The 26,318-nt window shown below is 38.6% G+C and carries 24 protein-coding genes; 14 read left to right on the forward strand and 10 right to left on the reverse strand.

Features of this window, described 5'->3' with window-relative positions; genetic code table 11:
- The first annotated feature begins 230 nt into the window (after window positions 1-230).
- The 10 genes from argS to LZF87_RS06905 all read left to right on the forward strand — a co-directional run bounded on the left by argS (window position 231) and on the right by LZF87_RS06905 (window position 10,770).
- The gene (gene argS / locus LZF87_RS06860; RefSeq protein ID WP_244343435.1) at window positions 231-2,006 is read left to right on the forward strand and encodes an arginine--tRNA ligase; all 1,776 of its coding nucleotides are present in this window, start codon (window positions 231-233) and stop codon (window positions 2,004-2,006) included.
- Between the two features lie 95 nt (window positions 2,007-2,101).
- Window positions 2,102-3,553 carry a hypothetical protein gene (locus LZF87_RS06865; RefSeq protein WP_244343437.1) on the forward strand — a complete coding sequence of 484 codons (1,452 nt, stop codon included), beginning with the start codon at window positions 2,102-2,104 and terminating at the stop codon, window positions 3,551-3,553.
- On the forward strand, window positions 3,543-4,964 hold the full coding sequence (locus LZF87_RS06870) for a GDSL-type esterase/lipase family protein (RefSeq protein ID WP_244343438.1): 1,422 nt from the start codon (window positions 3,543-3,545) through the stop codon (window positions 4,962-4,964). Before LZF87_RS06865 ends, LZF87_RS06870 begins: the two co-directional genes overlap by 11 nt.
- Window position 4,965: 1 nt before the next feature.
- Window positions 4,966-6,651, forward strand: a complete 1,686-nt coding sequence (locus LZF87_RS06875) for an MBOAT family O-acyltransferase (protein WP_244343452.1) — start codon at window positions 4,966-4,968, stop codon at window positions 6,649-6,651.
- 65 nt (window positions 6,652-6,716) lie between these two features.
- Entirely contained in the window at window positions 6,717-7,049 is a 333-nt protein-coding gene (locus LZF87_RS06880) for a hypothetical protein (protein WP_244343468.1), read from the forward strand.
- A gap of 66 nt (window positions 7,050-7,115) precedes the next feature.
- Complete coding sequence (locus LZF87_RS06885; RefSeq protein ID WP_244343475.1) at window positions 7,116-7,304, forward strand: hypothetical protein; 189 nt, start codon at window positions 7,116-7,118, stop codon at window positions 7,302-7,304.
- 104 nt (window positions 7,305-7,408) lie between these two features.
- On the forward strand, window positions 7,409-7,876 hold the full coding sequence (locus LZF87_RS06890; protein ID WP_244343477.1) for a hypothetical protein: 468 nt from the start codon (window positions 7,409-7,411) through the stop codon (window positions 7,874-7,876).
- 120 nt (window positions 7,877-7,996) lie between these two features.
- Window positions 7,997-9,334, forward strand: coding sequence for a signal recognition particle protein (ffh, locus tag LZF87_RS06895; RefSeq protein ID WP_244343478.1), 1,338 nt, complete (start codon window positions 7,997-7,999; stop codon window positions 9,332-9,334).
- 62 nt (window positions 9,335-9,396) lie between these two features.
- Window positions 9,397-10,278, forward strand: a complete 882-nt coding sequence (locus LZF87_RS06900; protein ID WP_244343480.1) for a bifunctional 5,10-methylenetetrahydrofolate dehydrogenase/5,10-methenyltetrahydrofolate cyclohydrolase — start codon at window positions 9,397-9,399, stop codon at window positions 10,276-10,278.
- The gene (locus tag LZF87_RS06905) at window positions 10,279-10,770 is read left to right on the forward strand and encodes a GNAT family N-acetyltransferase (protein WP_244343481.1); all 492 of its coding nucleotides are present in this window, start codon (window positions 10,279-10,281) and stop codon (window positions 10,768-10,770) included. It abuts the gene before it with no gap.
- A gap of 92 nt (window positions 10,771-10,862) precedes the next feature.
- Here LZF87_RS06905 and rluF read toward each other — a convergent pair whose 3' ends face one another.
- Window positions 10,863-11,684, reverse strand: coding sequence for a 23S rRNA pseudouridine(2604) synthase RluF (gene rluF, locus LZF87_RS06910; protein WP_244343483.1), 822 nt, complete (start codon window positions 11,682-11,684; stop codon window positions 10,863-10,865).
- Window positions 11,685-11,777: 93 nt separating this feature from the next.
- Here rluF and LZF87_RS06915 point away from each other — a divergent pair, with 93 nt between their 5' ends.
- The gene (locus LZF87_RS06915) at window positions 11,778-13,439 is read left to right on the forward strand and encodes a S8 family peptidase (RefSeq protein ID WP_244343486.1); all 1,662 of its coding nucleotides are present in this window, start codon (window positions 11,778-11,780) and stop codon (window positions 13,437-13,439) included.
- A gap of 2 nt (window positions 13,440-13,441) precedes the next feature.
- Here LZF87_RS06915 and LZF87_RS06920 read toward each other — a convergent pair whose 3' ends face one another.
- Genes LZF87_RS06920 through LZF87_RS06930 form a run of 3 tightly spaced genes read right to left on the reverse strand, consistent with a single transcriptional unit; the run spans window position 13,442 to window position 16,208 of the window.
- Window positions 13,442-14,296: an alpha/beta hydrolase gene (locus LZF87_RS06920; RefSeq protein ID WP_244343509.1), complete on the reverse strand. Its 855-nt coding sequence runs from the start codon at window positions 14,294-14,296 to the stop codon at window positions 13,442-13,444.
- Window positions 14,297-14,330: 34 nt separating this feature from the next.
- A complete protein-coding gene (locus LZF87_RS06925; protein WP_244343512.1) occupies window positions 14,331-15,110 on the reverse strand; it encodes a zinc ribbon domain-containing protein in 780 nt (259 codons plus the stop codon).
- 3 nt (window positions 15,111-15,113) lie between these two features.
- Entirely contained in the window at window positions 15,114-16,208 is a 1,095-nt protein-coding gene (locus tag LZF87_RS06930) for a Nif3-like dinuclear metal center hexameric protein (protein ID WP_244343521.1), read from the reverse strand.
- 82 nt (window positions 16,209-16,290) lie between these two features.
- On the opposite strand from LZF87_RS06930, the gene lpxK reads away from it, so the two are divergent.
- Complete coding sequence (lpxK, locus tag LZF87_RS06935; RefSeq protein ID WP_244343527.1) at window positions 16,291-17,316, forward strand: tetraacyldisaccharide 4'-kinase; 1,026 nt, start codon at window positions 16,291-16,293, stop codon at window positions 17,314-17,316.
- The gene (locus LZF87_RS06940) at window positions 17,288-18,100 is read left to right on the forward strand and encodes a purine-nucleoside phosphorylase (protein WP_244343531.1); all 813 of its coding nucleotides are present in this window, start codon (window positions 17,288-17,290) and stop codon (window positions 18,098-18,100) included. Before lpxK ends, LZF87_RS06940 begins: the two co-directional genes overlap by 29 nt.
- Here LZF87_RS06940 and LZF87_RS06945 read toward each other — a convergent pair.
- From LZF87_RS06945 to lipA, 3 genes are read right to left on the reverse strand one after another with little or no spacing between them, the layout of a single operon-like run.
- Complete coding sequence (locus tag LZF87_RS06945) at window positions 18,087-20,282, reverse strand: tetratricopeptide repeat-containing hybrid sensor histidine kinase/response regulator (RefSeq protein ID WP_244343533.1); 2,196 nt, start codon at window positions 20,280-20,282, stop codon at window positions 18,087-18,089. The two genes, LZF87_RS06940 and LZF87_RS06945, sit on opposite strands and share 14 nt — an antisense overlap.
- A 37-nt stretch (window positions 20,283-20,319) precedes the next feature.
- Entirely contained in the window at window positions 20,320-21,321 is a 1,002-nt protein-coding gene (gene gap, locus LZF87_RS06950) for a type I glyceraldehyde-3-phosphate dehydrogenase (RefSeq protein ID WP_244343537.1), read from the reverse strand.
- A 6-nt stretch (window positions 21,322-21,327) separates the two neighbouring features.
- Complete coding sequence (gene lipA / locus LZF87_RS06955) at window positions 21,328-22,200, reverse strand: lipoyl synthase (protein WP_244343554.1); 873 nt, start codon at window positions 22,198-22,200, stop codon at window positions 21,328-21,330.
- A gap of 158 nt (window positions 22,201-22,358) precedes the next feature.
- Between lipA and nhaA the strand changes: the two genes are divergently transcribed.
- Window positions 22,359-23,519 (forward strand): Na+/H+ antiporter NhaA, encoded by a 1,161-nt coding sequence (gene nhaA / locus LZF87_RS06960; RefSeq protein ID WP_244343555.1) that lies wholly within the window; start codon window positions 22,359-22,361, stop codon window positions 23,517-23,519.
- A 30-nt stretch (window positions 23,520-23,549) separates the two neighbouring features.
- Here the strand turns inward: nhaA and LZF87_RS06965 are convergent, their stop codons facing one another.
- From LZF87_RS06965 to LZF87_RS06975, 3 genes are all read right to left on the reverse strand, one after another.
- Window positions 23,550-24,383, reverse strand: a complete 834-nt coding sequence (locus tag LZF87_RS06965) for an energy transducer TonB (protein ID WP_244343558.1) — start codon at window positions 24,381-24,383, stop codon at window positions 23,550-23,552.
- A 164-nt stretch (window positions 24,384-24,547) separates the two neighbouring features.
- Window positions 24,548-25,114: an RNA polymerase sigma factor gene (locus tag LZF87_RS06970; RefSeq protein WP_244343559.1), complete on the reverse strand. Its 567-nt coding sequence runs from the start codon at window positions 25,112-25,114 to the stop codon at window positions 24,548-24,550.
- Window positions 25,105-26,211, reverse strand: a complete 1,107-nt coding sequence (locus tag LZF87_RS06975) for a glycosyltransferase (RefSeq protein ID WP_244343560.1) — start codon at window positions 26,209-26,211, stop codon at window positions 25,105-25,107. The genes LZF87_RS06970 and LZF87_RS06975 overlap by 10 nt, the downstream gene beginning before the upstream one ends.
- Between the last annotated feature and the right edge of the window lie 107 nt (window positions 26,212-26,318).

Below are 26,318 nucleotides of genomic sequence, written 5' to 3' on the forward strand. Positions count from 1 at the left end.
ATTGATGATTAATTAGGGTTGTTGTAAAATTTATTGGCGGAGAAATAGATCTGCCGAATGATTATAGTAGACTCCAAAAGTGTACTTTTGTTACAAATAACTCTGAAAAAAAAGTTTATTTGTGATTTTTATTCGATAAAGAGCTGAATTTCAATGTTGAAATTTCTGATTTTCGAATTTTCAAATTCTGCAATTAAACGTATCTTTGCACCCTTAAAAAATCAAAAAATATGATGCTTCAACAAATTCTTACGGAAAAAATCCAGAAAGCGGTTCAGGATATATTTGATGTGACACTAGAGAAAGTGGAATTTCAGGCAACCCGCAGGGAGTTTGAAGGCGACATAACCGTGGTGATTTTTCCGCTTTTAAAATTGATAAAAAGCAATCCGGCGGAATTAGGAAACAAAATCGGCGATTATTTGGTTCAAAATGTAACAGAAGTAGCCCGTTTTAATGTTGTTTCCGGATTTTTGAATATTGTGATTTCTGATTCGTATTACCTGAATTTTTTCAACAGTATAAAAAATACAGACAACTACGGTTTTGTAACCCCGAAAGAGGATGCAAAAGCGACCATGGTGGAATTTGCTTCACCAAATACAAACAAGCCATTGCACCTGGGGCATGTTAGAAACATCCTTTTGGGTTATTCCGTGGCTGAAATTATCAAGGCATCGGGTAAAAAAGTATATAAAACCCAAATTGTAAACGACCGCGGAATCCACATCTGTAAGTCGATGTTGGCCTGGCAGAAATTCGGCAACGGAGAAACGCCACAAACATCTGGTTTGAAAGGCGATAAACTGGTCGGAAAATATTATGTAGAGTTTGATAAAGCCTACAAAAGCGAAGTAACCGAGTTAATGGCGCAGGGTAAATCAGAGGATGAAGCTAAAAAACAGGCGCCTATGATTCTGGAAGCACAGCAAATGCTTTTGGACTGGGAAGCCGGAAAACCAGAAGTTGTAACGCTTTGGAAAACCATGAACCAATGGGTTTATGATGGTTTTGAAGTTACTTATAAAGATTTGGGCGTTGACTTCGATTCTTACTATTATGAAAGCAATACGTACCTGTTAGGAAAAGAAGTTGTGAGCTTCGGATTGGAAAAAGGCATTTTCGAAAAAGATCCGGACGGTTCGGTTTGGATTGATTTAACCGAAGATGGTTTAGACCGAAAAATTGTATTGCGTTCTGACGGTACAGCGGTTTATATGACGCAGGATATTGGAACGGCGATTCAGCGTGTGAAAGACAATCCGGATGTTGGAGGAATGGTGTATACGGTTGGAAATGAGCAGGATTATCACTTTAAAGTATTGTTCCTGATCCTGAAAAAATTAGGTTTCGACTGGGCAGAAAGCTTATACCATTTGTCATACGGAATGGTGGAATTGCCATCCGGAAAAATGAAATCCCGTGAAGGAACTGTTGTAGATGCCGATGACTTGATCGAAGAAATGGTGGTAACCGCACGTGAAATCTCTGAAGAATTAGGAAAACTGGAAGGTTATTCCGAAGAGGAAAAATCGAAGTTGTATAAAACGATCGGAATGGGTGCTTTAAAGTATTATATGCTTAAAGTAGATCCGAGAAAAGGAATGATGTTCAATCCGGAAGAATCGGTTGATTTTGCGGGTAACACAGGGCCTTTCATTCAATATACGTATGCGCGTATCCAATCGATTTTACGAAAAACTGATTTCGACCTAAATACAGATGTAGTAGTTGAAATTCACGAAAAAGAAAAAGAGCTGCTAAAACTAATGGAAGAATTCCCGGTGGTAATTCAAGATGCGGCTAAACACCACAGTCCGGCGTTAATAGCAAATTATTTATATGATTTGGTGAGAGAATACAATTCATTTTATCAGGCCGTTTCTATTTTAGGGGAAGAGGATCTGGCGAAGAAAGTATTCCGCGTTCAATTATCCAAAAAAGTAGGTGAAGTCATTAAATCAGCATTTGGTTTGCTTGGAATCGATGTGCCGGAGAGAATGTAAAAATAAAAGTGACTAGAGAAAAGGGGAAAGAAAATTACAGATATAAGTTTTGGACTATTTCCTTATCCCTTTTAACTAATCCCTAAAAAAATAAAATGAATCAAAATAAATCCTACTTTGTTCAATCGTTTACAATTTTTGCTGTTTCCATAGCGGCATTCCTTGTTTTTAAATCGATTTTGCCAAAGAAACTTTTTTCGGAGAGCACGGTCAATTCCAAAAATGTGGTAATTGACAGTTTGCTTTTGGAAGCTTTAGAAGAAGATAAAGATGCTGCCGATGGCGACACGCTTTCCAACCAGCCGATCTCTTTTACGGCTGTGGATGGCATCACGTTTCCTGATGAAAAATTTGAGGATTATAAAGGATTCCAGCATTTGATTCAGTTTTATGAGAAATTGTATCAGTTGGAAACGAAACATCAGGGGAATGTCCGGATCGCTTATTTCGGCGATTCCATGACCGATGGTGATATGATTGTTCAGGATTTCAGAGCTAATTTTCAGGATAAATTTGGTGGTCAGGGTGTTGGTTTCGTGAATATTACTTCAGAATCTGCAGCTTCGCGTAATTCGATCAAACACGAATTTTCGGGGAATTGGAAAACCCAATCCTATCTGAATGTGAAAAACCCGCGCAGTCCTTTTGGTGTGAACGGTCACGTGTTTTTTGCAAACGATACGGCTAATGTGGAATGGGTGCGATACAAGGCAAGCAAACTTCCAAACTTGTCCGAATTATCTAATCCGACCCTTTTCTACGGAAAATCAAATAATAAAAAAGGAAAAATTGCCTTTAAAGAAGGTAACGACACTATTTACAAGAAGCTTTCGCCAAATAAACTGGTGAATACTTTGGTAATCGGAAATACTACAAAAAATCTGAAGTTAGATTTTATCAAAGCGGATTCCATTCCGGTTTACGGATTGAATTTCGACGATGGAAAAGGTGTTCACGTAGATAATTTCTCGAACAGAGGGAATTCGGGATTACCAATTTCTACTTTCAATACGAAGGTAATGCGTCATTTTCATGAGAAATTGGGATATGATTTAATTGTACTTCATTACGGGACCAATGTGTTGAATTACGGTTCCTTAAATTATATCTGGTACGAAAAACGTATGAAAAACGTGGTAAATCATTTGAAAGAATGTTTCCCTGGTGTTGCTATTTTAATTGTTTCCACGGCAGACAAAGCCACGAAATATGATATGGAAATGAAGACGGATTCGGCTGTAGTTCCATTAACCAAAGCACAGAAAAAATATGCTATTCAATCAGGAGCCGGTTATGTGAATTTGTACGCTTTAATGGGAGGTGACGGTTCGATGGTGAAATGGGTGGAAGAAGTACCTGCGTCGGCTAATAAAGATTACACGCATTTTAACTATCGCGGTGCCAAGAAGATTTCGAGTATGATTTACAATCAGGTTTACGATGGTTACGAGCAGTTTAAGCGTTTGCGAGCCAACAGAAAGCAACCGAAACCTGTTGTGAAAATAGATAGTATAAGCATTAAAACTGACAGTGTTCATGTGGAATAAGCTTTTCGTAGTACTTTTTGGTTTGTTGTTTTCGGCAACAGTAGCTGCTCAGGTGGTCGATTCTACTATGGTGGAAGTCGATACACTGGGTATGGAGGCCAAAGTAAGTTATGGTGAAAATGCTATTTCGAATACTAAAGCCTTAGAAAAGTTCTTCGAGAAACTGTATCTGTTGGAGACGACTAGAACAGGAAAAGTACGTGTAGTTCATATTGGTGATTCCCACATACAGGCCGATTTGTTTACCGGTGTCATTCGAAAAAATCTTCAGGAGAAATTCGGAAACGGAGGTTTAGGGTTTTCCTTTCCGCACAATCTGGCAAGAACTAACGGAAGCTATTTTATGCGATATTCTTCCAATGCGGATTGGAATACACATAAAATTACCAGGGAGAAAAACGGCAGTCCGGTTGGTTTGAGCGGAATCTCACTTACCACCAAAAGCAAAGGTTTTGCGGTAGAAATCAATGTTAAGGACAACAATTATCAGTTTAATACGCTGAAAATCGTGACTCCGGGTAATGCGGCTCAATTTGATATGGCGACCAGTTCTAAAACCATAGTTTTGGAGTCGAATGTGCCTAAGAAAATCGTTCACAAAATTAAAAATGGTGAAGCTATTTCAACAATTGCCGATAAATACAATATTTCCGTAGCCGAGTTAAAAAAAGCGAACGGTTTGAAATCGGATAAGATCCGTGCCGGAAAAACACTGAAAATACCAACGGATGAAATGCAGAAAAGAAGCGTGAAGCGTTCTGAATTTATTCCCCTTCCGCTGACTGAAGATGCTACTACGCATGCTTTTTATTCGGAGACATTGATGGATAAAATTTACCTGATTCCGAATAAAAACGCATCAACTTTTGCCTTAAACGGGCTGGTTTTTGAAAGAAATGAACCCGGAATTACCTATAGCGCCATCGGTGTAAATGGGGCTAAAGTTTCAGATTATAATAAATACCCATTGTTTTTTGAACAGGTTCCTGCTTTGGAAGCCGATTTGATTATCGTCTCTTTGGGAACCAACGAAACATTCGACAAAATGCCGGTTCAGGATTATATGAATCAGTTGAACACTTTTCTGTCGAACATTAAAGCTAAAAACCCAAATGCAGAGGTTTTGGTAATGTCAACGCCGCCTTCCTTGTTATACCGCCGTTCGCTGAATCGTTTTGCTGATGATTACGCACGTGCTATCAATGATCAGACTGTAGCGGCCAATCATGCATCTTGGGATTTGTTTGCCATTATGGGCGGAATGTATGGCGTGAATCGCAATTACCATCAGGGTTTAATGTCGGGTGATAAGGTACATTACACGAAAGCAGGGTATGAAAAACAGGGAGCGTTATTCAGTCAGGCATTGATAGACGCTTACGAAAATTTTAAAGCAACAAAGAAGAAATAATATGCAGGATTGGTTTGCCCAAAATATTGCCTCACTTTTTACATCCATAAACGCAGAAACGGTTCAAAATTGGTTTGTTTATAATCCGAAAGAGCCGATTTTGTTCAATACAGGTCTTTTTTTGGGACTGTTTTTGGTTTTTTACAGTATATATATTGCACTTAAAAATACGTTTTACCCACGATTGGTATACGTTATCTTGTTCTCGTTGTTTTTCTATTACAAATCGAGTGGTATTTTCTTTTTGTTGCTGGTAGGTTCTTCTATAGTGGATTATAATTTAGGGAATTTGGTGCACCGAACGCAAAGTGTATTGAATAAGAAATTGTGTCTTGCCTTTAGTATAGTGCTAAACCTTAGTTTTTTAGGATATTTCAAGTACACGAATTTCATCATTGATACCTATAATTCGGTAGCTGACGGTCATTTTGAATTTCAGAAAATCATACTTCCGGTAGGGATTTCGTTCTATACCTTTCAGTCGATCAGTTATATTATCGAGATTTATCGTAAAGAAATTGAGCCAACCAAAAACTATGTGGATTACGTGTTTTTCGTATCGTTTTTCCCTCAGTTGGTAGCGGGGCCAATCGTGCGTGCAAAGGATTTTCTTCCACAGATTTATCAGAAATTAAATGTAACCAAGGAAGATATCAACAGGGCTTTTCTTTTGATAATTGGTGGATTAATCAAGAAAACAGTGATTTCCGATTACATTTCCATCAATTTTGTGGACCGTGTTTTTGATGCGCCTTCTGCATACACCGCTTTTGAAAATCTGATGGCGTCTTATGGTTATGCGATTCAGATTTATTGTGACTTCTCGGGATATTCCGATATGGCAATAGGTGTGGCTTTATTGCTTGGATTTAAGTTGCCTACCAACTTCAGAACGCCATATCAGTCGGCTTCGATTACCGAATTCTGGAGAAGATGGCACATATCATTGTCAACGTGGTTAAAAGACTTTTTATACATATCGGTAGGAGGTAACCGTAACGGGACGTTTGCCGGATTTTTATTCCCGGCCTTGTTTTTCTTCGGATTGATTGTATGGGGAATCACGCAGTCACCTACCAGTAATATTCCGCTTATTGTAGCTGTTGGTGCTACAGTTCTTTTTGCGCTGACCTGTTTGTTGTCTAAAGAAAAAGAACGCACACTGTTTACCAATGTCAATCTGATGACAACAATGTTATTGGGGGGATTATGGCATGGGGCCAGTCTTCGTTTCATCATTTGGGGGGCATTGCACGGAATGGCATTAGCGGTTCATAAGATCATTTTGGAGTTTTTTCCATCCCGAAAAGATGATAAGGCATCCTTTTTTGGAACTGTCTGGTTGGTGATATCAGTGTTGTTAACCTTTCATTTTGTAACGTTCTGTTGGATTTTCTTCCGAGCCAAAGATTTTAGTACCGCGTTGGAATTGATCAATAATATCGGGAATGTAACGTTTGATTGGGAACAATGGAAAATTGTCGGTGAAGGATATAAAAACGTATTCCTTTTAATGGCTATTGGATTTGCATGGCATTATCTTCCGGAAAAGCTAGTGGAAAAAATGCAGAGCATTTTCAAAGCCCTGCCAATTATCCTGAAAGCAATACTTTTAGGTTTGGTGTATTGGTTGGTTTACGCTACCGCTTCTGCAGGTCCTCAGCCGTTTATTTATTTTCAGTTCTAAATTTTAAGAAAATTATAGGTTTTTAACAAGTTTCTTAATTCAAATTTATTTTTATATTTGAATCGATGAAAATTTTAACAGCCATACTAACTTTCTATTTTGTGCTTCTGAGCGGGGCTGCTACGCTGCGCTTAATAAAATCGCATTTTTCAGATTGCTGTGAGATTGCGGCAGATAATGGTTGTTGTCAGAGTGACGGTATACCTGACGGTTGTCAGAAAGAGAAATGTGTTTTGAATCTGAATTTTTCAACCGGACAGTTTATTGTCCAGCAGATTCAGGACGTCTCAATTCCAGATGTTTTCGATGATAAAAAACATGAAAAGTTAAATTACGAAAAAACGTTCATACCTAATTATTACAATACGTTTTGGCATCCGCCGGAAATCACTTCCTAACGAAGGAACATCAATCAAGAAACAAATTAAGATCAAACAATTAAATAAATTTAAATCTAAAATATTATGAAAAATATTGTAGCAATTTTAGCAGTGGCATTATTTACAGTATCAATGAATGTGGCTGCTCAGGAGAAAAAAGTTAGCGGACCAGCTAAAAAAGAAGCGACTACTAAAAAAGAAGCTTGCTCTAAAGAAGATAAGAAAGCTTGTGCAGTGGGAGAGAAAAAATCTTGTTGCGCTAAAAAAGCATAATTTTTAAATTATGACAGTTAGGCCCCGATTTATCGGGGTTTTTTTTATTTAGAATTTTACCGAAAAAAGAGCTAATTTTATACAAAATACTTAAAATCAAGATTATGAAAAAAATAATTAGTCTTTCAGTATCAGTTTTTCTACTGGTGATTTCTTTGGCTTGTTCGGACGATGATGATAACAGCAGCTCACCATCAAACAATAATCAGACAATCGAAGAAATCAAAAAAGAAGTTATGTCGGGCACTTGGAGAATAACCTATTTCTTTGATACCGATTCCGATGAAACGTCAAATTTTAACGGTTACAATTTTACCTTTGGTTCTAACAGTATTTTAACAGCGACCAATGGGGGTAACACAAATGTAGGAGCATGGTCGGTTACCGATAGTAACAGTGGTGACGATAGTCCGGACGATATCGATTTTAATATTGTTTTTGCCGGTCCACCGGATTTTGCAGAATTGTCAGAAGATTGGCATATCTTGGAGCATACCGATACTAAATTGCGCTTAACACATGTTAGCGGTGGAAACGGAGGAACCGATTATCTCACTTTTGAAAAGAATTAATACATAGAACCAGTCTGAGGGCTGGTTTTTTAGTGTAAGGAAGTTAAAACTTTGCACCTCTGTCACTTTGCACCTTTGCGACTTTATATTATCTTTGCACCTCATTAAACAAAAACTATCATGTTTGATAATTTAAGCGATAAACTCGATAAAGCCTTTCATATATTAAAAGGACACGGAAAAATCACTGAAGTAAACGTTGCTGATACTTTAAAAGAGGTTCGTCGTGCTTTACTTGATGCCGATGTTAACTTTAAGATTGCCAAAGATTTTACCACACGTGTAAAAGAGAAAGCAATCGGTCAGGATGTATTAACTACATTACAGCCAGGTCAGTTGATGGTGAAACTCGTAAAAGATGAGTTGACCGAATTGATGGGAGGTGATGTGTCAGGAATTACCTTGACAGGAAGTCCTACCGTGATTTTGATGTCAGGTTTACAAGGTTCGGGTAAAACAACCTTCTCCGGAAAGTTGGCTAATTTCCTTAAAACCAAAAAAGGAAAGAAACCGCTTTTGGTAGCTTGTGATATTTACCGTCCTGCGGCGATTAATCAGTTGCATGTAGTTGGTGAGCAGATAGGTGTTGAAGTATATTCAGAGCCTGAAAATAAAAACGCCGTTTCTATTGCCGAAAATGCAATCAGACATGCTAAATCTAACGGTTTCAATGTTGTAATTGTCGATACGGCCGGTCGTTTGGCGGTGGATGAAGAGATGATGACCGAGATCGCAAACGTTCACAAAGCTATTCAGCCTCAGGAAACACTATTTGTAGTGGATTCCATGACTGGACAGGATGCCGTGAATACAGCAAAAGCGTTTAATGACCGATTGAATTTTGACGGGGTAGTATTGACCAAATTGGATGGTGATACCCGTGGTGGAGCAGCGATTTCCATCAAATCCGTAGTGAATAAACCGATTAAATTTATCGGTACGGGTGAAAAAATGGAAGCGATTGACGTTTTCTACCCGTCTCGTATGGCAGATCGTATTCTTGGAATGGGAGACGTTGTTTCCTTGGTGGAAAGAGCGCAGGAGCAATACGATGAAGAAGAAGCACGTAAATTACAGAAGAAAATTGCCAAAAACGAATTCGGTTTCGACGATTTCTTAACACAAATCCAGCAAGTGAAAAAAATGGGTAACATGAAAGACTTAGTAGGCATGATCCCAGGAGCAGGAAAAGCGTTAAAAGACGTAGAGATTGAAGATGATGCTTTCAAACATATTGAGGCGATTATTCATTCGATGACACCTGAAGAAAGGACTAAACCTGCACTTTTAGATGCAAAACGTAAACTGAGAATCGCAAAAGGTTCGGGTACCGATATCCAACAGGTAAATCAGTTGCTGAAACAGTTCGACCAGATGAGCAAAATGATGAAGATGATGCAGGGAGCAGGAGGTAAAAACCTAATGCGAATGATGGGCGGAATGAAAGGAATGAGATAGAGAGATAATAAAGACGTGAGCAATCGCGTCTTCTTTTTTTAATAAAATACAACAGATATAAAATGCAACTATTAGACGGAAAAAAGACTGCAGAAGATATTAAGGTGGAAATTGCTGCCGAAGTTCAGAAGATGAAAGCTAAAGGGGAAAAAGTGCCTCATTTGGCTGCAATCATCGTAGGTAATGATGGTGCAAGTTTGACTTATGTTGGAAGCAAAGTAAAAGCTTGCGAGCGTGTGGGCTTTGAATCGACACTGGTTAAAATGCCAAGTACTACTTCGGAAACTGAATTGCTGAGAAAAATTAAGGAATTGAACGAAGATAGTAATATCGACGGATTCATTGTTCAGTTGCCATTACCGGAGCAAATTGACGAGCAGAAAGTGCTTATGGCAATTGACCCGAGTAAAGATGTTGATGGTTTTCACCCTGAAAACTTCGGGAAAATGGCGTTGGATATGAGTACGTTCATTCCGGCAACACCATTCGGAATTTTGGAGTTGTTGGAGCGTTACAACGTGGATACAGCCGGAAAACATACTGTAGTTATCGGAAGAAGCCACATTGTAGGGCGTCCGATGAGTATTTTGATGGGCCGTAAAGGATTCCCTGGGAACTCAACGGTTACATTAACGCACAGTCATACTAAAAACATTACCCAAATTACCAGCCAGGCTGATATCATCATTACTGCTTTAGGGGTGCCAAATTATTTGAAAGCCGAAATGGTTAAGGATGATGTAGTGGTAATCGACGTGGGAATCACTCGTGTGCCGGATGAAAATAATCCAAAAGGATATGTAATTACCGGCGATGTTGATTTTGAAAATGTTTCAAAGAAAGCATCTTTCATTACACCTGTTCCTGGTGGAGTAGGACCTATGACTATCGCCATGCTAATGAAAAATACTTTATTGGCCAGAGAACAAAAAATGGCAAAATAAATGCAGGTATTCATTGCCGATAAAAATCAATTGTCCATTATTCGCGATTTAGCGTATAAAATCTGGCCGGATACTTACGGGGAAATTCTCTCGGAAGCTCAGTTGGATTATATGCTTGAGAATTTCTATGCCATACCGGCTTTGGAAGAGCAGTTGGGAAAGGGGCATGTGTTTTTACTGGCGAAAGAAAATGAAGTTTTTTACGGGTTTGCCTCATACGAAGTAAATTGCAAATCTGCCGGGAAAACCAAATTGCATAAAATTTATGTATTGCCGGAAACACAAGGAAAAGGATTAGGGAAACTGCTTTTGTCAGAAGTTGAAAAAGCAGCTCTCAAAGCAGGAAACTCGCATGTTTTTCTTAATGTAAATAGATATAACAACGCTCAGGAATTCTATAAACGCCTTGGTTTTGAAATCATCCATCAGGAAGATATTGAAATAGGTAATGGTTATCTCATGGAGGATTTCGTTATGGAAAAACCTTTATAGAAAAATAAAAAACCCAAGATTTAAATCTTGGGTTTTATTTTTTAAGCGAGTCGAAATTATTCACCTAAGAAAATAAAAACATTGGTTACTATCTACTTTCGGTTTGGTCTCCGATTACTGTTTCTCGGTGGAAGCGTTTTTTTGAATTCGCGTTGAGCGGGTCTTTTCGTTTCCACTTTTGGTAAACTCGCTTCTTCCGTTTTGCTGGAAGGTTCAATAAGTTGGTTTAGTTCCTGGATTTCAGCATCTGTTAAATCGCGGTAGCGTCCGATTGGTACGTCTAAAGAAATATTGATGATTCGGATACGTTTCAAACCAGTCACTTCATAGCCTAAATATTCACACATACGGCGAATTTGTCGGTTCAAACCTTGTGTAAGTATGATTCGGAAAACAAACTTACTGATTTGCTCAACTTTACATTTTTTGGTAATGGTATCCAAAATAGGTACGCCGTTACCCATTCGCTGAATAAAGCGTTCGGTGATTGGTTTGTTTACGGTTACGACATATTCTTTTTCGTGGTTGTTCCGTGCACGAAGAATTTTGTTTACGATATCCCCGTCATCGGTCATGAAAATCAGTCCTTCACTGGCTTTGTCCAGTCGTCCGATCGGGAAAATTCGTTTTGGGTAGTTGATATAATCAACGATATTGTTTTTTACGTTCTGATTCGTTGTGCATTCGATTCCGACCGGTTTGTTGAATGCTAGGTAAATCGGTTTGGAAGTTTTTTCTCGGATCAACCTTCCGTCCACGCGGATTTCATCTTCCTGCGACACTTTTGTACCCATTTCAGGAACTATTCCGTTGATGGTTATGCGGCCTTCTTCAAGGAGTTTGTCAGCTTCTCTTCTTGAGCAATAACCTGTTTCCGAAAGGAATTTGTTGATGCGTGTTTTGTTTTCTTCCATAGTACAAAAATAGTACTTATTTAAATTAAAGGCATTCTCTTTTAGAGTGTAGATTAACTTTTTTATATCTTTGAGGCTTAAATTGTTAGCGAATTGAAGAAAACTTTACTGCTATTCCTGTTGTTCAACTTGTCTCTTTTTGCCCAAAGCAGGAAAGGAGAGTTGTATTTGGTTCCCAATACCGATCAACACGAATTGTATGTTTCTTTTTCTGAACAGTTTGTTTTTAAGGATGAAAATTATCAACAGGTGTTTTCACAGGTTGATAAAATTAGGCACGTAATGGAGGAATTTGGGGTCCGATTTCAAAAAGGGATTTCAATTCCTGATAAAAAAATTGGTGCACTTTTTTTGGCTGCCAAACAAAACGGACATGATGGGAAATCGGTTTTGAAATTACAGAACATACTTAAAGTGGCTATTGAAAATCCTACCAATGAACGCCAATTAGCTCTTGCAAAACGTTTGGAAGAATTGAACGAGGTTAATTACTGTAGTTTATTGCCTTTACAACCGATTGCTCCTCCTAATGATATTACGCCATCAACACCAAATTATGAGGCTATTCAAACTTACTTGGATGCAAATCCAGGTGTAGACATGCGATATGCTTGGGAATTGGGGCTGACCGGTAGCGGTATTCGTATTCGTGATGTGGAATACGGTTTTAACAAGAATCATGAAGAATTAGTAGATCGCAATGCTTTCATTGCTCCCGGAATGAATATTTCAACAAATGCCACGCCTTCTTATACAGAGCACGGCACTTCGGTTTTTGGTATCATGTATGCCGATAAGGGTGCTTATGGAATTTCAGGAATGGCTTATGGTGCTTCAGAAATGGTGCTGTTTCCGGAATGGCAACAAAGCGGTTATAGCAGGGTAAATGCTGTTACACAGGCCATTGCTAATTCAGTTGCCGGCGATGTGATTGTGTATGAAATGCAGGCTTACGGGGAGAACAATGCTTATGTTCCAGCAGAATTTAACAGTGTTGTCTGGGATTTAACCAAGGCAGCTACTGATTCAGGAATAATTATCGTTGAAGCTGCAGCTAACGGGAATCAGAATTTGGATTCGGCTTATTATGCCTCTTATATGGCTAGAGGGAACTCAGGGGCCATTATCGTTGGAGGAGGGACCGAAGACCTGGCGCATAACAGAATTTCTTATAGTACTTATGGCTCTCGTGTGGATGTTCAGGGTTGGGCCAATAATGTTCGCGCTTGTGGTTATGGTGATCTGATAAAGATTGGAGGTGATTTTAATCAGGGGTATACCAATTTTTCGGGAACAAGTTCTGCTACACCTATAGTGGCTTCTTGCGTGGTTGTACTTCAGTCCTATTACCAAAGTCTTACGGGAAAATATTTGACACCACTGGCGATGCGTCAATTATTGCAAACAACCGGAATTCCGCAAGGTACTGGGGTTGCCGGAAACATAGGGCCTTTGCCTAACATGCAGGCGGCTATTTTGCAAATTAATCAGGCTCTGAATGTTGCTAAAAATGAAACTTTGGCTTTTACAGTGTTTCCTAATCCAGTGGATAATCATTTGGAATTAATTATTCAACAATCGATTGACGATAATGCTAAATTGGAAATTTACACGGCTTTAGGGCAAAAAGTTGTAGAACAACCCGTACATTCCGGCTATAATGGGTATGACGTAGCAAAACTATCTCATGGATTGTATTTTGTGAAAATAACTGATGGAAAAAGAACGCAGACTAAAAAAATCATAAAACGATAATCTTATTCTTCGAACAAAAAGATGTTGATTAGCTGATACAGTTTTTCGTCATGTAAGCTGTGTCCTAAACCTTTGGTTTCAATGAATTTAGCTGATTTCCATGCGTTTGCAATTTCTCTGCCTTCATTGAAAGCAACGACATCGTCGTCTATATCATGCGCTATTAATCCCTTAAGGTTGAATGTCGAAGCGAATCTTTTTCCTGAAAACTCAGATGGATGCAGGTTGAAGCGTTCTGTGAACTTCTCAGTCAGTAATTGAAAAGTTTTGTTATTAAGACTGATAGTTTTTTTGTAATTGTTCAGGAGAATTTCAAACTCGCTCGGAGCTCCTAAAATGACCATTTTTTGTAAAATGGGATTGTTGTACTTGAAATGATAATATAAACAAGTTGCTCCTCCCATGGAATGTCCGATAATGTATTGCGGTTGAAAACGTTCAACCAAAGCGTTGACATGTTTTGCGTATTGCGGAATGTTGAACTCGAGACCGCTGGAGAGTCCTTGTCCCGGGCCGTCTAATGCGATGATAGTGCTTTTCGATTTTCTTAAATATTTGATGAATTGTTCCCATCGGGACGCATTACTTTCCCATCCGTGAACAAGTAATATCTTGTTTTCATTGCCTTTCCAGGTATAGGTTTGAATACTGTGGTCTTCATGAACGAGGACTTCGTGTTCTGCTTCTTTTAGGATGTCTGGAATGGTATTAGGGAGCAGTTTTCCGCTTCGTGGCACCGCAAAGTATTTGTAGGCTAACAAGGTTGCTTTTTCGGGAAAAAAATAGCTCATCAGGTTGATATATAACCCGATGGATTTTGTTAGGATGAAATAAGCTATTTTGTCGATTTGTTCCATAAAAAAAAGCCTCCGTTTGGAGACTTTAAGTTACTTATAATTTCGCAAATAATTGCTGAATTTTTTCTTTTTCTTCATCGGCTAAAGCGCTGTCCACCAAAATTCTTCCACTGTGCTCATCGGTGATGATTTTCTTTCTGGAAGCAATCTCCATTTGTGTTTGAGGCGGAATAGTGAAGAATGATCCTGCAGAAGCACCACGCTCGATTGAAACAACAGCCAAACCGTTTCTCACGCTGGTTCTGATTCTGTCATAGGCGCTTAATAAACGCTCTTCGATTTGATCGCGGAATTCTACTGATTTACCAGATAAGAAGTTTTCTTCTTTTTCTGTTTCAGCCATGATGTCACTTAACTCTGATTTTTTGTGTTTCAAGTGGGTTTGTTTAGCGTCTAATCTTTCTTTAGTTTCACCTAAAACCGTTTTTTTGTGTTCAATAGAAGCTTTCATTTCGCGAATGTGCTTCTCAGCCAATTGGATTTCCAACTCCTGAAACTCAACTTCTTTTGTTAATGCGTTGAATTCTCTGTTGTTGCGAACTTCTTTTTGTTGCTGTGCGTATTTTTTAATCGATTCTTTGTGGTTTTCGATAGCATTTTTCTTTTCCTTGATTTGCTCTTCGATAGTCTCTAAATCGTTTTTTAATTTGTCTAAACGAGTGCTTAATCCAGCAACTTCATCTTCTAAATCTTCCACTTCAAGAGGTAGTTCTCCTCTAACATTTCTGATCTCATCGATTCTTGAATCGACTAGCTGTAAATCATAAAGAGCTCTTAATTTTTCTTCTACACTTAGTTCTTTGATGTTTGCCATATTTTAAAAGTACTTAACTGGATTTGTATTTTCTTGCGATAAAATGATTGCAAAATTACTAATTTTTTCGGTAAGATAATCAACTATATAGTTTTTTGTAAATCTTTCACTTTCAAAATGTCCGATATCGGCCAATAAGAGCTTGTTTTCGGCCTCATAAAACTGGTGGTATTTCAAATCAGCCGTAAGGAAAGCATCCGCTCCGGAAGCTATGGCCTTCTTTATGGCAAAACTTCCCGACCCGCCTAAAACAGCTACTTTTTTTATCGGTTTGTTTAAAAACTGACTGTGTCGGATACCGCCGCAATCCATTTTTTCTTTTACAAATTGAAGGAAATCATGTTCCGGCATTTCAGCCGCTAATTCGCCGATCATTCCCAGACCGATATTCTGATGTTGGTTCTCTAAATTGTAAATTTCATACGCTACTTCTTCATACGCATGTTTTTTAAAGAGCGCTTTCAGGATTTTTCCCTGCAAATGTTTCTCGAAAGTCACTTCGATTTTGATTTCGTCATTTTCTACAAATTCAAAACGTTCTCCGACCTGCGGATTGCTGTCTTCATTGCCCATATAGGTTCCGATGCCTTTTGAATTAAAACTACAGTCTTCATAATTGCCAATTTTTCCCGCTCCGGCATCAAATAACGCATTGCGCAGTTCTTCCACATTTTCTGGAATCGTATAGGTAACCAGTTTTTGAATGAAATTTTGTTTCGGAACAAGTATCTTGGTGTTGGTTAGGCCTAAAGCATTGCAGAAAATTTTGTTGACGCCCTGTTTGTGATTGTCCAAAGCTGTGTGTATGGCATAAATGGCAATATCGTTTTTAATAGCTTTGATTATGGCGCGTTCCACATAGTTTTTTCCGGTAATTTTCTTCAATCCCGAAAACAAAATCGGATGGAAACAAACAACCAGATTGCATTTTTTTGCAATGGCTTCGTCAATTACGGATTCTAAAGCATCGTGGCAAACTAGGACTCCGGTGGCTTCGATATTGGCGTCTCCTACTAAAAGTCCGACATTGTCAAAATCTTCTGCGTAGGCCAGTGGCGCCATTTCTTCTAAACGGGAAAGGATTTCTGCGATCTTCATGTGGAATAATTTTCTGAATAACAAAGTAACGAATAAACCTATAACTTTTTTCAAAAAGATAAAAAATAGCTACATTCGTATTATGAATTTTCTTCGTAAATTACTCTTTCCGTTCTCCGTTTTGTACGGGCTGGTCACCTCCATACGCAATTTTTTGTTTGATAAGGGAATTTTGAAATCCGTGTCTTTTGACCTTCCGGTTATTGCTGTTGGGAATTTAAGTGTGGGCGGGACAGGTAAGACGCCCCAAATCGAATATCTGATAAGATTGTTGTCTAAAAACTATAAAATAGCAACACTAAGCCGCGGGTATAAAAGAAAATCGGAAGGTTTTGTTTTGGCAGATGCTGCTTCTAATGCTGAAATACTGGGTGATGAGCCGTACCAGTTTCATCAGAAATTTCCAGACATTCAGGTTGCGGTGGATGCAAACAGGGTGAATGGAATTACGCAGCTTCTTTCTCAGAAGGATGCACCCGAAATTATTTTATTGGATGACGCATTTCAGCACCGAAAAGTAAAAGCAGGGTTTTATATATTGCTTACTGCTTACAGTGATTTGTATTGTGACGATTTGATACTTCCGGCAGGAAACTTAAGAGAGAGCAGGAGCGGGGCGGAACGTGCTGATGTGATAGTGGTAACTAAATGTCCGCCGCAACTAACCAAGGAACAACAGGATGACATAAAATCGCGATTGAATGTAGCTAACCGTCAGCAGGTGTTTTTTACATTCATCGACTACGACAGTCATGTGTACTCTGAAGAAGGGAGATTTCCGTTAGAAGAAATCATATCGAAAGATAAATTGATATTGGCGGGAATCGCTAAGCCGGAACCTTTTTTTACGCATTTACAGGCTGAAAAAAACGGAAGGTTGGTCTTTCCTGATCATCACGATTTTACGCAACAGGACATAGAAACAATAAGAACAAAAGCAAGGGGTAATATCATCGTAACGACCGAAAAAGATTTTGTCCGTTTAAAAGGGAAATTGCCAAAAGAACAATTGTACTATTTGCCGATTATGAGTTCGTTTATAACCGCTCAGGAAGATTTTGATAAAACAATTAAGCAATATGTGGGAACAAGTACAGGAAACCGTTAATTATATAAAAGAAACGACTGGTTTTACTCCGGAATACGGTGTGATTTTGGGTTCCGGTTTGGGTGGATTTACAGATGATATCCAAATCGAGCATACGTTGCCTTACAGTGAAATTCCAAATTTTCCGGTTTCTACGGTTGAAGGCCACAAAGGTGCATTGGTTTTTGGGACTGTCGGGGGGAAAAAGTTGGTTGCTATGCAAGGTCGTTTTCATTTTTATGAGGGATATGACATGAAGCAGGTTACTTTTCCTGTGCGTGTAATGAAGTATTTAGGGGTTGATAAACTTATCGTATCCAATGCTTCCGGAGGAGTGAATCCGAATTATAAGGTGGGTTCTGTTGTGTTGATAAAAGACCATGTGAATATGATGCCGGAGCATCCGCTTCGTGGAAAAAATGACGAACGTTTTGGTCCTCGTTTCGTTAATATGAGTGAACCATACAGTCAGAAAATGATCAGCAAAGCCAAAGAAATTGCAGTTTTATTGGGTATTGAGATTAAGGAAGGAGTTTACCTCGGGTTGCAGGGGCCGACTTTTGAAACCTTAGCCGAATACAAAATGGTTAAAGCGTTAGGTTGTGATTGTGTCGGGATGTCAACGGTTCCTGAGGTTATTGTGGCTAGGCATATGGAGCTGGAAACCTTTGGTGTTTCTGTGATTACAGATATGGGCGACGAAGCAAGTATCGGAACAGTTTCTCATGCTGAAGTTTTGGAAGCAGCAAAAGAAGCTGAGCCTAAAGTCAGAAACCTAATCAAAAATTTAATTATTCAGTATTGATTCTTTGACAGATGGTGACAGCTATGACTTCATAGAATTTGTCCGGATCAAACGGTTTTGTGATTACATCGGTCATTCCGTAAGAAAGCAGCATTTCCTTGTTTTCATCTAAAGAAATTGCTGTAAGTGCAATAATAGGGGTTTCCTGATTGAATTTCCGGATATGTTCTGTGGCGATGGTTCCGTTGATGCCTGGAAGGTGGACGTCCATTAAAACCAAATCATAAATATTGTCACGCATATGTTCTACGGCGTCCTCACCATTTTCAATTATATGGCAATGCATTTTCTTTCTTTCCAACATTTTCTGCGTAATCATCTGATTGATTTTGTTGTCTTCAACCAAAAGGATTTTTTTGCCTACCAGTAAACTTTCATCATAGACAGGCTCTGTTCTTTTTTCGATTACATTGTTGCTGATGTTGAAAGAAACATCGAAATGGAACCGCGACCCTTTGCCTTCCTCGCTTTCCAGTTTGATTTTGCCTCCCAGTAAAGCGACTAGTCTTTTGACAATGGCCAGCCCCAGACCGGTACCGCCATATTTTCTGTTTATTTCTACTGAGCCTTGGGTGAAACTGTCAAAAATTGTGTTCAATCGGTCTTTAGGTATTCCTATTCCGGTATCGCGTACTTCAAAATGTATCTTGACGGAATTTGTTTTTTCTTTTTTGATTGTGGCTGAAACCCAGACATTTCCGTTTGTAGTGAACTTAATGGCGTTGTTGATAAGATTGATGAAAATTTGAGACAATTTTGTTGGGTCTCCAATTAAAGTGGAAGGAATCTTTTCATCAATTTCAAGATGGTAAACCGTTTTGTTTTTGTTCGCTATTTCGGAGAATGAACCGACAATATTTTCAAGTAAATCCCTTAAATCGAAGTCGATGTTTTCTACTTCAACAGCATCGGATTCAACACGGTTTATTTCAAGGATGTCGTTTATGAATGTCAGTAGATAATTTCCTGAAAACTTCAATGAATTTAGGTAATTCATCTGGGTGGGTTTTGGGTTGTCTTCAATCAGGATATGTGTGATTCCATTAATGGCGTTCAACGGGGTTCGCAATTCGTGGCTTACCGTTGAAAGGAATTCAGCACGTGCTTTTGAGGCTCTTTCCGCTTTTTCTTTTTCAATTTCAAGCTCCTGGTTTTTGTCTTTTAGGAGCTGATTTGTTTTTGTTCGGATTATATTGTTTTTGTACAGAGAAAGACTTAAAAGGGATAGAATGGATATTAAGGCGATACTCAGGATGCTGATCAGTTTGGAGAATTTAATTGATTTTTCCTGCGCTTTATTTTCCCTGTTTGTCTTGTCAATAGATTTTAATTGTTCCATTGCGATGTACCTTTCGTAAGCTGGTACGTCAGTCGTTTTTGTTCTGATGTTGAAAATAGAATCACGGAGAATATTGAACTTTTTTAAGTAGTTGTGGGCTTTGATTATGTTGTCCGTTGATTCGTAGAGAGCACTCAAACGTTTGAGTATCCGTAATTTTTGATTGGTATTGTGACCTTCTTTTGAGATTTCATAGGCCTTTTCCAGATTGCTGATAGCCGATTGTGGATTAGTTTTGGTGTCTATTTCTGCCAGTTCAAAATAGGCCTCCACTTTTGCGTCGGGAACAGTTTCAAGGGAAGCTTTGGCTGTGATGGCATTGAATTTTTTTATAGCCTCTTTGGTGTTGCCTTTGTGTTTTTCTATAATCCCCTTTTGAAGTTCAATTAAATCAGTTGCTTCCGGAACATTTACCGTTTTATATTCGGCCAAAGCCTTGTTGAAATAATTATCGGCAAGATTCAGATTGTTTTTTCTAAGATAGCTTATTCCAAGGGAATAGTAACAAAAAGCGCTGTTTGATGAAGCTTCTAAGTCATTGTAAATGGTTATACTGCGGATGTAATTTTCAATGGCTTCATCCTGCCTATCCAATTCATTGTAAATACATCCGATGGAAAGATGGCTGTCTGCCAGTTCGCGCTGAAGTTTGTTTTTAATGGCATATTGTTTCGCCTTTCTGGCATAGATAAGTGCTTTGTCGTAATCAAAGCTGCTCTTGTGGAAATTTGAAACTTCTAGATAATAGGGTACACTGTCAACATTAATAGTTGCATTTTTCTCTTGTGAAAAACAATTAAGTTTTGCTATTAAAAAAAAGAGTAAAATGTATAAATGCCTCATATTGTATTATGCTCGAAATTCGCATAAATATAGGAAATTATTTCTTAGAAAGAAAACTTATGAGGTCAATTATTCGCGAGGAATAGCCTATTTCATTGTCATACCATCCGACAACTTTAACCATCTTGTCAATTACAGATGTCAGTTGGGCATCAAAAAGACAGGAGTTGGTATTGCCTAAAATGTCGACAGAAACAATAGGGTCTTCCGTATAATCAAGGATGTTTTTAAGTTCGTTTTCAGATGCTTTTTTAAAAGCGCTGTTGATTTCCTCAATCGAAACTTCCCTTTTTACGTTGAAAGTTATGTCGGTCAACGAACCGTCCGGAACCGGGACCCTGATACCGCAACCGCCCATTTTTCCTTCCAGATGTGGGAAGATTTTTGTGATAGCTTTTGCTGCCCCAGTGGTCGTAGGAACAATTGATTGTGAGGCGCCGCGGGCTCTTCTCAAATCTTTATGTGGCTGGTCGTGTAAACTCTGATCTGTTGTAAACGAGTGAACGGTGGTAATATAAGCTTGTTCAATGCCGCATAACTCCTCAATGACTTTAATCATCGGAGCTGCGTTGTTAGTAGTACAGCTTGCATTGGAAACGATGTGTTCGTTTCCGTCGAGAATGTGCTCGTTTACACCTAAAACAACCGTTTTTATCAATTCTGTTTCCGAAGGAGCCGATAGGATGACTCTTTTTGCTCCAACAGTGATATGTTGACTGATATCCTCGTAGGTTTTGTGTTTTCCTGTAGATTCAATTACAAAATCGATATTGGAACTACTCCAGTCAAGGTCTGAAATTTTCTTTTCGTTGAAGAATAAAAAGGGCTTTCCGTCAACAATGATAGAATTATCGGTTGAGGTAACGGTATAAGGCAATACTCCGTGAATACTGTCGTATTTCACCAGGTGAGCCATAGTTTTTACATCGGCAATGTCGTTAATAGCAATTACTTCAATCGTGGGATGATTGAGTAATAATCGGAACAGATTACGGCCAATACGGCCAAATCCGTTTATTGCTATTCGTGTTTTAGACATTCGGAATTATAAAATATGTTTTTGAGCATGGTATGAAGAACGAACTAACGCGCCGCTTTCAACGTGACGGAAGCCTAATTCTTTTCCGATCTGCTCGTATTTTGCAAATTGTTCCGGTGTGATGAATTCCTTGACCGGTAAGTGTTTTTTACTTGGTTGTAAGTACTGTCCGATAGTTACGATATCCACATTCGCTTCGCGTAAATCTTTCATCGTTTGGATTACTTCTTCTTCAGTCTCGCCAAGACCAAGCATAATTCCCGACTTGGTTCTGCGGATACCTTGATCTTTCAGATATTTCAAGACAGCTAAACTTCTGTCGTATTTTGCCTGGATGCGTACTTCTCGGGTTAAGCGACGAACGGTTTCCATGTTGTGGGAAACTACTTCCGGACTCACTTCAATAATTCGATCAATGATTCTTTCCACTCCCTGAAAATCTGGAATCAGCGTTTCTAAAGTGGTTTCAGGATTCATTCTTCTGATAGCCTTTACGGTTTCCGCCCATATGATAGATCCCATGTCTTTGATATCGTCACGGTCAACGCTGGTTATAACAGCGTGTTTAATGTTCATGATTTTGATGGAACGGGCTACTTTTTCCGGTTCGTCCCAATCCACTGTTTCCGGTCTTCCGGTTTTTACACCGCAAAATCCGCACGAACGCGTACAAACATTTCCAAGAATCATGAACGTAGCGGTTCCGTCCCCCCAGCATTCACCCATGTTAGGGCAACTTCCTGAAGTACAGATAGTGTTTAGGTTGTATTTGTCAACCAATCCTCTTAATTCAGTGTATTTTTTACCTGTAGGAAGCTTTACGCGTAACCATTTTGGTTTTCCTGTGGGAACTATATTGGATTCTAAAACCGTGTTCATCTTCTCAAAAATATTTGTGCAAAGATAAGCATTGTTGTTAATCTGACGACTCGTTTAACGCATTTTTAATAGGGAGGGTTGGATAGGTTCCCGGTGTTTTTTCTGTCCGGATAAAAAATGCTATTTTAGCGGTTAATCATTTTAAAAGCCAAAATCCGATGAAAGTAACCAAATTGTTTGCCGATTTTTTTGAAAGTGAAAAAGCCTCCGGAATTATTTTGATTATATGTACGATTGTTTCTCTGGTTCTGGCGAATTCTATAGTTAGGGAAAACTATGAGCAAATATGGCATTACCAACTGGGGCATCATTCGGTGGAACATTGGATAAACGACGGACTGATGACTATCTTCTTTTTATTGATTGGATTGGAGTTAGAACGAGAGGTCTATATCGGTGAATTATCTAAGATTAAGAATGCGCTTTTACCTATAATCGCTGCCGTAGGAGGAATGTTGGTTCCGGCAGGGATTTACATGTTTTTTAACTACGGAACTCCTACTCAGCCTGGCGCCGGAATTCCGATGGCTACCGATATCGCTTTTGCTTTGGGAGCTTTGTCGTTACTGGGGAATAGGGTGCCAACATCTTTAAAAGTTTTTTTAACCGCCTTAGCTGTTATTGATGACCTTGGGGCGATTTTAGTAATTGCTTTTTTTTATACTGATAATCTTTCGCTGTTCAATTTAGGCATTGCTTTAGGGATTATGGGAGTGTTATTCATTTTTAATCGGATGAAAGTGTCCAGTTGGATTCCTTATATAATTGGCGGGATTGGAATGTGGTATTTTATGCTGAATTCAGGAATCCATGCTACTATTTCAGGTGTTTTGCTGGCATTCGTAATTCCGTTTGGGGATGGGAGCGAGAAAACGATTTCCTCAAAGATGCAGCACTTTCTTCATAAACCGGTGGCCTTTTTTGTTTTGCCGGTCTTTGCTTTGGCTAATACTGCTATTTTTATTGAAAGTGACTGGGTTGAAGGATTGATTCATGAAAACAGTATCGGTATCTTTTTTGGATTAGTAACGGGTAAGCCTCTCGGTATTTTACTGTTTTGCTTTCTCGCAGTCGCTTTGGGATGGTGCAGTTTACCGCCCGGTGTAAGATGGAAACATGTTTTAGCTGTGGGTTTTATGGCGGGTATCGGTTTTACTATGTCTATTTTTATCACTCTTCTGGCGTTCAAGTCATATCCAGAGGCTGTTACTGTTTCTAAAATAGCGATTATGATTTCGTCTCTTGCGGCGGGGATTATCGGATATGTTTTTCTTAACAGTTCACTCAAGGGTGATGAGGTTCATGGCGAAGAATTATAAATAAAAAAGCAAAACCGGAGTTTTGCTTTTTTATTGGATGTTGACAGTGATAGGAAGGGTGTAGGCGGTTCGTACAGGTTTTCCGTTTTTATAACCTGGAGTCCACTTTGTATTTATGCTTTTTAAAACCCTTTCCGCTTCTTTGCCAAGGTTGTAGCCCGGATCTTTCGTTACTTTAATATTTGAAAGTGTCCCGTCTTTTTCAATAACAAAATAAACGATCACTCGCAATAATTTAACGTTTTCGTCTACCTCGGGTGTTTTGAATTTTTTGCCGACAGTATTCAGGAAAGCAGCTACACCGCCCGGATATTGTGGCATCACTTCTAATGTTCCGAGTACTTCAACAGTAGATGGATTTTCGTTTCCTGATCCGCCATTGGGATCAGTTGTCGTTGTTACGGCCGCAGTGTTACTGTTGCTTTCATTGCCGTCCTGATTTGTTGTTCCGATTTTTCCGGTTTCTAATTCTTCGTTTCTAGTTGCTTCTTCTGTTACTTTTTCTTTTTCTGTCGGAACCATGTTGACATATTTGATAACCTTTTCGTCTGTTAAAGGTTTTGAATCAGCTGGGCCAATATCCTTTTTTTTAGGTTCTTCCTCTATAAATGTATCTGCATCTACGAGTATGATGTCGTCATCGAGAGTGAGGGGAGTGACATCTGCGGTGACTTTTTTAGGTTCCAGATAGTTAATCAATACCGGGATTGCTGCCACACCGGCTAATAAAAGTATTGCAGAGAAAAAGGCTTTTACTGTTGTTTTTGGATTTTCAGATCTTAGCTGATAAGCGCCATAGGCTTTGTTTCTACCTTCGAAAACCATGTTAAGCCAACCGGTTTCGTAAATGTTGATTTTGGACATGATAAATAGTTTTAAGGTTAAATAAATTGTTTTATTTAAATAACGAAAACTATGAGGTTGTAGTATTTAAAATGTTAAAATAATATAAAATAAAGTTTGTATTAACATTTTTAATAAATATAACGCGTGTAAAAGATGTGCTTTTTTAAAGATGAATAAGTTCTTTAGCGTTTTTTCTGAATGATTTCCGCAAGAAGTTTCTTGGCGCGTAAAAGTTTGATTTTTACATTGTTCAAAGGTTCGTTGAGTTCATCGGCAATTTCCTGATAACTCATTTCCTGAAAATAACGCAATTGTATCACTTCTTGATAGGCCGGTTTCAATTCTTTTATGAACAAAAGAAGTCGGGCAAGGTTTTGTTCTTTGATTATTTCGTCTTCAACGCTTGGGGTAGTGTCGGCTATATCATAAGCTTGTCGGTCTTCTTCATCATTGAAGTCGACGAATAATGACGATTTTTTCTTGCGAAGCATGTCGATATGTACATTTTTGGCGATAGCAATCAACCAGGTGTTGAACCCAAATTCAGGATTGTAGGTTGCTATTTTATCAAATGCTTTCGCGAAAGTTTCAATGACGATGTCTTCGGTATCGGTTTCATTTTCTGTGCGTTTAAGCATGAACCCGTAAACTTCATTCCAAAAAAGATCCAATAAAAAAGTAAAGGCTACCTGGTCTCCTTTTTTTGCTTTTTCTATGTTTTGCTGTATGATTTCCGAAGTTATTTCCAATGTACGGGTTTTGAAACTAAATTAGTTAAGAAAACATTTAGTTGTGTGAAGATAAGGATAATTTCAATCACAGGGAACCAGTACATTACGTCTTTTTCTTTGAGTTTGCCAGCGGCATAGCCTAAAGTAATCCATGCGGATAAATATCGGAAAACAACCAATCCGCCCACAATCATCCATTGGAACTGAAATGCAAGCAAAAGAATTGCGAGAATCAGGAATGACAGCTGACTGAAATAGTATAATGTTAACTGAAATTTATCGAACCCTTTGTATAATTTGGCTGTTGATACATGTCGGCGTTTCTGGTTAAACCATTCTTTCCAGGTTTGTTTTGGTTTCGAAACGGTAAAACTGTCCGGAGCATAACAAATGGTAGTATTGTTTGCTTTAGCAGCCTGATTAATAAATAAATCATCGTCGCCCGAGCGAACGTTCATGTGGTTCATAAACCCGCTTACCCTGAAAAATTCTTCGCGTTTGTATGCCAGATTTCTTCCGACACCCATGTACGGTTTGCCCATTTTTGCCCATGAAAAGTATTGGGTAGCTGTAAGCATGGTTTCAAAACGGATAATTTTATTAAGGAATGAGCCTTTAATTTTTTCATAAGCGCCATAACCTAAAACAATGGTTTTGTGCATGGTAAACTGCCCACTCATGTTTAAGATCCAGTCTTTGGAAGTAGGGTAGCAGTCAGCATCTGTAAAAAGGAGGTATTCTTTGGAAGCGGCTTTGATTCCCAATGTTAAAGCAAATTTCTTGTTGCCCCAAAAGGCTTCGTTGTTTTGTACTTTAACTAATTTCATATTGGAGTACTTGCGCTGGAAGGCTTCAAAGATTTCCAGGGTTTCGTCGCTTGAAGCATCGTCAATAAGCACGATTTCATAATCAGAATAATTCTGTTCCGCTAAAAGCGGAATGAATTTCTTTACGTTTTCTGCTTCGTTTTTTGCACAAACAATTACCGAAATCGGGATGCGTTTCGGAGTTACCTTCTGGGCTTTGGCATATGCAAATTTCCCAAAAACAATCAGATAGTAAAAAAGTTGAATGGCAATGATTCCGATAAAAACGTAAAGTAAAATTTGCAGCATGGGTAATCTGAATCGATGTTAAAAGTGTGCAGCAAATTTATGAAAAAGTGTTTACTAAACTCTAATATGTATTTAGTGTTTTTTAAGAGTTTTTAACAGTTGACAGA

It is taken from the genome of Flavobacterium enshiense, from assembly GCF_022836875.1.
Classification (GTDB): Bacteria; Bacteroidota; Bacteroidia; order Flavobacteriales; family Flavobacteriaceae; genus Flavobacterium; species Flavobacterium enshiense_A.

Excerpts from the sequence above, each read along its gene's own strand:
- rluF (WP_244343483.1), bottom strand. The coding sequence starts at position 11,684 with ATGGAAGAAAACAAAACACGCATCAACAAATTCCTTTCGGAAACAGGT.
- lpxK (WP_244343527.1), top strand. The coding sequence starts at position 16,291 with ATGAATTTTCTTCGTAAATTACTCTTTCCGTTCTCCGTTTTGTACGGG.
- argS (WP_244343435.1), top strand. The coding sequence starts at position 231 with ATGATGCTTCAACAAATTCTTACGGAAAAAATCCAGAAAGCGGTTCAG.
- LZF87_RS06890 (WP_244343477.1), top strand. The coding sequence starts at position 7,409 with ATGAAAAAAATAATTAGTCTTTCAGTATCAGTTTTTCTACTGGTGATT.
- LZF87_RS06975 (WP_244343560.1), bottom strand. The coding sequence starts at position 26,211 with ATGCTGCAAATTTTACTTTACGTTTTTATCGGAATCATTGCCATTCAA.
- LZF87_RS06965 (WP_244343558.1), bottom strand. The coding sequence starts at position 24,383 with ATGTCCAAAATCAACATTTACGAAACCGGTTGGCTTAACATGGTTTTC.
- LZF87_RS06940 (WP_244343531.1), top strand. The coding sequence starts at position 17,288 with ATGTGGGAACAAGTACAGGAAACCGTTAATTATATAAAAGAAACGACT.
- LZF87_RS06900 (WP_244343480.1), top strand. The coding sequence starts at position 9,397 with ATGCAACTATTAGACGGAAAAAAGACTGCAGAAGATATTAAGGTGGAA.
- gap (WP_244343537.1), bottom strand. The coding sequence starts at position 21,321 with ATGTCTAAAACACGAATAGCAATAAACGGATTTGGCCGTATTGGCCGT.
- LZF87_RS06885 (WP_244343475.1), top strand. The coding sequence starts at position 7,116 with ATGAAAAATATTGTAGCAATTTTAGCAGTGGCATTATTTACAGTATCA.
- LZF87_RS06865 (WP_244343437.1), top strand. The coding sequence starts at position 2,102 with ATGAATCAAAATAAATCCTACTTTGTTCAATCGTTTACAATTTTTGCT.
- LZF87_RS06945 (WP_244343533.1), bottom strand. The coding sequence starts at position 20,282 with ATGAGGCATTTATACATTTTACTCTTTTTTTTAATAGCAAAACTTAAT.
- LZF87_RS06880 (WP_244343468.1), top strand. The coding sequence starts at position 6,717 with ATGAAAATTTTAACAGCCATACTAACTTTCTATTTTGTGCTTCTGAGC.
- LZF87_RS06930 (WP_244343521.1), bottom strand. The coding sequence starts at position 16,208 with ATGAAGATCGCAGAAATCCTTTCCCGTTTAGAAGAAATGGCGCCACTG.
- lipA (WP_244343554.1), bottom strand. The coding sequence starts at position 22,200 with ATGAACACGGTTTTAGAATCCAATATAGTTCCCACAGGAAAACCAAAA.
- LZF87_RS06870 (WP_244343438.1), top strand. The coding sequence starts at position 3,543 with ATGTGGAATAAGCTTTTCGTAGTACTTTTTGGTTTGTTGTTTTCGGCA.
- LZF87_RS06925 (WP_244343512.1), bottom strand. The coding sequence starts at position 15,110 with ATGGCAAACATCAAAGAACTAAGTGTAGAAGAAAAATTAAGAGCTCTT.
- LZF87_RS06875 (WP_244343452.1), top strand. The coding sequence starts at position 4,966 with ATGCAGGATTGGTTTGCCCAAAATATTGCCTCACTTTTTACATCCATA.
- nhaA (WP_244343555.1), top strand. The coding sequence starts at position 22,359 with ATGAAAGTAACCAAATTGTTTGCCGATTTTTTTGAAAGTGAAAAAGCC.
- LZF87_RS06920 (WP_244343509.1), bottom strand. The coding sequence starts at position 14,296 with ATGGAACAAATCGACAAAATAGCTTATTTCATCCTAACAAAATCCATC.
- ffh (WP_244343478.1), top strand. The coding sequence starts at position 7,997 with ATGTTTGATAATTTAAGCGATAAACTCGATAAAGCCTTTCATATATTA.
- LZF87_RS06905 (WP_244343481.1), top strand. The coding sequence starts at position 10,279 with ATGCAGGTATTCATTGCCGATAAAAATCAATTGTCCATTATTCGCGAT.